The sequence below is a fragment of the Streptomyces albidochromogenes genome (assembly GCF_005981925.1).
GTDB lineage: Bacteria > Actinomycetota > Actinomycetes > Streptomycetales > Streptomycetaceae > Streptomyces > Streptomyces albidochromogenes.
Genome location: NZ_VBVX01000344.1, coordinates 1 through 6,357 on the forward strand (window position 1 = coordinate 1; position 6,357 = coordinate 6,357).

4 protein-coding genes are annotated in these 6,357 nt (G+C 71.7%); 1 reads left to right on the top strand and 3 read right to left on the bottom strand.

Translation table 11 applies throughout. The features are described from left to right. The 3 genes from E2E34_RS29485 to E2E34_RS29495 all read right to left on the bottom strand — a co-directional run. Window positions 1-654 (bottom strand): biotin/lipoyl-containing protein (locus tag E2E34_RS29485; RefSeq protein WP_341870239.1); only part of this gene is annotated, 654 nt, incomplete at its 3' end. Between the two features lie 53 nt (window positions 655-707). After that, on the bottom strand, window positions 708-2,096 hold the full coding sequence (gene lpdA / locus E2E34_RS29490; RefSeq protein ID WP_167518416.1) for a dihydrolipoyl dehydrogenase: 1,389 nt from the start codon (window positions 2,094-2,096) through the stop codon (window positions 708-710). Between the two features lie 323 nt (window positions 2,097-2,419). Then, window positions 2,420-3,970 (bottom strand): leucyl aminopeptidase, encoded by a 1,551-nt coding sequence (locus tag E2E34_RS29495; RefSeq protein ID WP_138904929.1) that lies wholly within the window; start codon window positions 3,968-3,970, stop codon window positions 2,420-2,422. A 312-nt stretch (window positions 3,971-4,282) separates the two neighbouring features. Between E2E34_RS29495 and E2E34_RS29500 the strand changes: the two genes are divergently transcribed. Further along, complete coding sequence (locus E2E34_RS29500; protein ID WP_244316238.1) at window positions 4,283-6,319, top strand: hypothetical protein; 2,037 nt, start codon at window positions 4,283-4,285, stop codon at window positions 6,317-6,319. Window positions 6,320-6,357: the final 38 nt, after the last annotated feature.

Here is a 6,357-nt window from a genome sequence, read left to right on the forward strand (position 1 = left end):
CTCCTGGGCCGGGGCGGCGGCCGGGGCCGCGCCCGCGGCGCCGATGACGGCGAGCTTCGCGCCGACCTCGGCGGTCTCGTCCTCGCCGACCAGGATCTCCAGCAGCGTGCCGGCGGCCGGGGAGGGGATCTCGGTGTCGACCTTGTCGGTCGAGACCTCGAGCAGCGGCTCGTCCTCCGCGACCTCCTCGCCGACCTCCTTCAGCCAACGGGTGACGGTGCCCTCGGTGACCGACTCGCCCAGCGCGGGCAGGACGACGTCCGTACCGCCGGCGGAGGAGTCACCGGCCGGAGCGGCGGCGGGAGCCTCGGCGGCCGGGGCCGGCGCGGCCTCGGGCTCCGGCTGGGCGGCCGGGGCCGGGGCCTCGGCAGGTGCCTCGGCGGCGGCCGGGGCGGGTGCCTCGGCGGGCGCACCCGTGCCGTCGTCGATGACGGCCAGCTCGGCGCCGACCTCCACCGTCTCGTCCTCGGCGACCTTGATGGACGCGAGGATGCCGGCGGCGGGGGCCGGGATCTCGGTGTCGACCTTGTCGGTCGAGACCTCGAGCAGCGGCTCGTCAGCCTCGACGCGCTCGCCCTCGGCCTTGAGCCAACGGGTGACAGTGCCCTCGGTGACGCTCTCGCCGAGCGCCGGAAGGGTTACGGAAACCGGCATGGTTTCTGTTGCTCCTTACGAATTGCGGAAGTGGTCGTCGCGCCCGGACTGGATCAGTCGTGGGAGTGGAGAGGCTTGCCCGCGAGGGCCAGGTGGGCTTCGCCCATCGCCTCGTTCTGCGTCGGGTGGGCGTGGATGAGCTGCGCGACCTCGGCCGGCAGCGCCTCCCAGTTGTAGATCAGCTGGGCCTCGCCGACCTGCTCGCCCATACGGTCACCGACCATGTGGACGCCGACCACGGCACCGTCCTTGACCTGGACGAGCTTGATCTCGCCCGCGGTCTTCAGGATCTTGCTCTTGCCGTTGCCCGCGAGGTTGTACTTGAGAGCGACGACCTTGTCCGCACCGTAGATCTCCTTGGCCTTGGCCTCGGTGATGCCGACGGAAGCGACCTCGGGGTGGCAGTACGTGACGCGCGGCACACCGTCGTAGTCGACCGGCACGGTCTTCAGACCGGCCAGGCGCTCCGCCACCAGCATGCCCTCGGCGAAGCCGACGTGCGCGAGCTGGAGGGTGGGGACGAGGTCGCCGACCGCCGAGATGGTGGGCACGTTGGTCTGCATGTACTCGTCGACGAGGACGTAGCCGCGGTCCATCGCGACGCCCTGCTCCTCGTAACCGAGTCCCTGCGAGACCGGGCCGCGGCCGATCGCGACGAGCAGCAGCTCGGCCTCGAACTCCTTGCCGTTGGCCAGGGTGACCTTGACGCCGTCGGCGGTGTACTCGGCCTTCTCGAAGAAGGCGCCGAGGGAGAAGTTGATGCCGCGCTTGCGGAACGCGCGCTCCAGCAGCTTCGAGCTGTTCTCGTCCTCGACCGGCACGAGGTGCTTGAGGCCCTCGACGATGGTGACGTCGGTGCCGAAGGACTTCCACGCGGACGCGAACTCGACGCCGATGACGCCGCCGCCCAGCACGATCGCGGACTTCGGGACGCGGTCCAGCGTCAGCGCGTGGTCCGAGGAGATGATGCGGTTGCCGTCGATCTCCAGGCCCGGCAGCGACTTCGGCACGGAGCCGGTCGCCAGCAGGACGTGGCGGCCCTGGACGCGCTGGCCGTTGACGTCGACGGAGGTGGGGGAGGAGAGCTTGCCCTCGCCCTCGATGTACGTCACCTTGCGCGAGGCGACCAGGCCCTGGAGACCCTTGTACAGGCCGGCGATGACGTCGTCCTTGTACTTGTGGACGCCTGCCATGTCGACACCGTCGAAGGTGGCCTTGACGCCGAACTGCTCGGACTCGCGTGCCTGGTCGGCGATCTCGCCGGCGTGCAGCAGGGCCTTCGTCGGGATGCAGCCGTTGTGCAGGCAGGTGCCGCCGAGCTTGTTCTTCTCGATCAGGGCGACGTCCAGGCCCAGCTGGGCTCCGCGCAGCGCCGCGGCGTACCCGCCGCTGCCACCGCCGAGGATCACTAGGTCGAAAACGGTGCTGGCGTCGTTCGCCACGTCACGTCCTCCATGCATGTGCGCCGGTCGCCGGTCTTCGACCGGGCGGCGGCTGGTGTTCGGCCGCTTTTATTCGGCCCTGTGGTGGGGGCCCTGTCCTGCCGAGAACCCATCTTCGCACTTGTTGACGGACGGCGGGACGCGGGGCCGGGGTCCGAGACGGCGGCGGGGCCGCGCGTCTCGGATTACTGGGGCGTACGGATGTACGGATTTCGTTGAAGGCGGAATCGGACGTACGTATTCCTCCGTGCGTCCGCTCGTGCGTACGGCCCCGGACGCGAGCCCGGGACCGTACGACCGTACCTACGACGAACGCGCGCGGATCAGCCGAGGTCGCCCGCGGCGGTGCGCTCCGCGAGCGACACCAGGGTGCGGATCGCGGAGCCGGTGCCGCCCTTGGGGGTGTAGCCGAACGGGCCGCCGTCGTTGTAAGCCGGACCCGCGATGTCCAGGTGCGCCCAGGCGATGTCCTCGCCGACGAACTCCTGGAGGAAGAGGCCGGCGACCAGGCCGCCGCCCATCCGCTCACCCATGTTGGCGATGTCGGCCGTCGCCGAGTCCATGCCCTTGCGCAGCTCGACCGGCATCGGCATCGGCCAGGACTGCTCGCCGGCCTCCTCCGCGATCTCGTGGATCGCGGTACGGAACGACTCGTCGTTGCCCATGACGCCGAAGGTGCGGTTGCCGAGCGCCAGCACCATCGCGCCGGTCAGCGTCGCCACGTCGACGATCGCGTCCGGGCGCTCCTCGCTGGCGCGGGTCAGCGCGTCGGCCAGGACGAGCCGGCCCTCGGCGTCGGTGTTGAGCACCTCGACGGTCTTGCCGCTGTACATGCGCAGCACGTCGCCGGGGCGGGTGGCGCTGCCGGACGGCATGTTCTCGGCGAGCGCCAGCCAGCCGGTGACGTTGACCTTCAGACCGAGGCGGGCGGCCGTGACGACGGCGGCGAACACGGCGGCGGCGCCGGCCATGTCGCACTTCATCGTCTCGTTGTGGCCGGCCGGCTTCAGCGAGATGCCGCCCGAGTCGTAGGTGATGCCCTTGCCGACGAAGGCCAGGGTCTTCTCCGCCTTGGGGTGCGTGTAGGCGAGCTTCACCAGGCGCGGGCCGTGCTCCGAGCCCTGGCCGACGCCCAGGATGCCGCCGTAACCGCCCTTGGTGAGCGACTTCTCGTCGAGCACCTGGACCTTGAGGCCGTGCTCCTTGCCGGCGGCGGCGGCCACGGCGGCGAAGGACTCGGGGTAGAGGTCGTTCGGCGGGGTGTTGACCAGGTCGCGGGCGCGGTTGATCTCCTCGGTCAGCGCCAGCGCTCGCTCGGCCGCGGCCTTGAACGCCTTGTCGCGCGGCTTGCCGCCGAGCACGGTGACCTCGGCGAGCGGCTGCTTCGCGCCGTTGCCGGACTTCTCGCCCTTGCCGTCCTTCTCGCCGCCCTGGTACGCGGTGAAGGCGTACGCGCCGAGCAGCGCGCCCTCCGCGACGGCGGCGGCGTCCTCGACGGCCTCGACGGGCAGCGCGAAGCCGGCCTTCTTGGCACCGCTCAGCGCGCGGGCGGCGACGCCCGCCGCACGGCGCAGCGCCTCGGCGCTGTACGCGTCGTCCTTCTCCAGGGCCTTGCCCAGGCCGACGGCCAGGACGACAGGGGCCTTGAAGCCCGACGGGGCGGGCAGCTTGGTCACCTCGCCCTCGCCGCCCGTGGCGCCGAGGGTCTCCAGGACGGCGGCGAGCTTTCCGTCGAACGCCTTGTCCACGGCCTCGGCGCCCGGTGCGACGACCAGGTCCCCGGACTTGGATCCGGCGCCCTTCGCCACGCCGACGACGATGGCGTCGGCGCGCAGCGCCGCCGCGCCGGAAGTGCTGAGAGTGAGAGCAGTCACGGTGGTGAAATCTCGCTTCCGTTGAGTTCTTCGGCCGATGGGGTGGGGCCGGCCGTGCCCGGCGCGCCCGTGCCCGGTGGCCCGGCGGCCGGCCGGATGCGCCGGGACCGAGCCTACGCGCGGTTGCCCCCTTCGCTCACAGCAGCGAGCAGTTCACTCATCAGAGGTGTCCTTTTGGCGTTCATGAGGCGCGCGGTGAGGCCTGAGTCACACTCGTGGCAATCCGGCAAGGGGTAATGGCCTTGCTTTGCATGATTTCCACAGATCCCCCGTTATTTCCGTGCGGGTGGTCGACAAGGGGGAGGGTGCGCCGTGGCGTACAGGACGCGTAGGGGCAGGACCGGGGCGGCTCTGCTGGTAGCCGGTCTGCTCGCGGTGGCGGTGCCGCCGACCGGTGCGGGAGCGGCCGCGGTGCCGCGCATCGACCTGAAGGTGCTGGTCGTCGACGACGGCGGCAGCTCCGTGGACGCGATCGAGTCCGAGCTGCGCGGCACCGGCGTCCCGTACACCGTGGTGCGGCTGGACCAGCCGGGCAGACCGGTGATCGACGCGGCCTTCCTCTCCGACACGGTGGACGGCCGGCCGCGCGCCAAGTACCAGGGAGTCGTCCTGCCCAGCGCCGAACCGTTCGGCGCCGGCTCCGCGGAGTCGCAGGCCCTGGCCGCCTACGAGAAGAGCTTCGGCATCCGGCAGGTCGACGCGTACTCCTGGGCGCACCCGGGCGTCGGTCTCGACTACACCAACGACGGCGGGTACGCCGGACCGCTCGACGGGGTGAAGGCGGCGGTGACCCCGGCGGGGAAGGCCGGCCCCTTCGGCTACCTCGACGGCGCCGTCGAGTTCGAGGACAACTCGCCCTCCGTCGGGGAGAGCTACGGCTACGCGGGCCGGCCCCGGGAGGGCTACACCAGCTACCTGGACATGCCGGTCGCCGGTGACGGCGGCGGCCGGGCCAGCCTCGTCGGCGAGTACGCCCACGACGGGCGCCGCGAGCTGGTCGTCACCTTCGCCTACAACCGCCACCAGCGGCAGTTCCGGCTGCTCGCCCGCGGCGTCGTCGAATGGCTCACCCAGGGCGTGCACCTCGGGCAGAGCCGCAACTACTTCTCGGTGCACGTCGACGACGTCCTCGCGCCCGACAGCCGCTGGGACACCGAGCTCAACTGCACCCCCGGCGACTTCGACTGCGGGAACGGCGAGGGGCAGGGAACCACGCCGATCCGGATGACCGCGGCGGACGCGCAGTACGCCGCCCAGTGGCAGCAGAACGCCGGTTTCACCCTCGACATGGTCTACAACGCGGGCTCCGGCGAGGCGTGGAAGGCCGCCCACGCCGGCAGCGACCCGCTCACCACGCAGCTGGTGGCCGACCGGGCGAAGTACCGCTGGGTGAACCACACGTACACGCATCCCTTCCTCGGCTGCGTCCAGGACACCTCGTCCGTGCCCTGGCAGTGCGCGAAGAACGCGACGGGCGCCACCCTGTGGACCAGCCGCGCCGAGATCTCCGCCCAGATCAGGAACAACCACTCCTGGGCGGTCGGCAAGGGCATCGCCGTCGACCGGGCCGAACTGGTCACCGGCGAGCACTCGGGCCTGAAGACGCTTCCGCAGCAGCCGGTGGACAACCCGAACCTGGCCGGCGCGTTCGCCGACAACGGGGTGAAGTGGGTCGCGAGCGACAACTCGCGCGAGCCGGGCCAGCGGGCCGTCGGCAGCGCGCTGACCGTGCCGCGCCACCCGATGAACGTGTACTACAACGTCGGCACCGCCGCGGAGATGACCGACGAGTACAACTGGGTCTACACCAGCAGGGCCGACGGCGGCAGCGGCGTCTGCGAGACCAACCCGGGCTCCACCTGCCTCGACGGCCCGCTCGACCCGGCCACCGGCTACGCGACGCACATCGCGCCGCAGGAGGCGCGCACGGCGCTCGGCCACGTCATGGCCAACGACCCGCGCCCGCACTACGTCCACCAGTCGAACCTGGCCGAGGAGCGGATCCTCTACCCCGTCCTGGACCGGGTGCTCGGCGACTACCGCGCCCTCTTCGCGGACAACACCCCGGTCGTCAACCCGCGCCACCGGGAGGCGGGCCAGGAGCTCGCCCGCCGCGCCGCGTGGGACAAGGCGCTCGCCGACGGCAGGGTCACGGCGTACCGCATCGGCACGACCGTCACCGTGAAGGCGCCCTCGGGGGTCGTGGCGCCCGTCACCGCGCCGGAGGGCACGCGCAAGCAACTGCTCGTCGGCACCGGCGTGTTCGGAGCGGCGTACGCGGGACAGCGCTCGGCCTGGACGGCGCCCGAGTCGCTCCAGCAGGCGGTCACGCTGCGCCTGCCGGTCTGACCGGTACGCGTCCGGCCCGACCGCCCCGCCACCCGGCC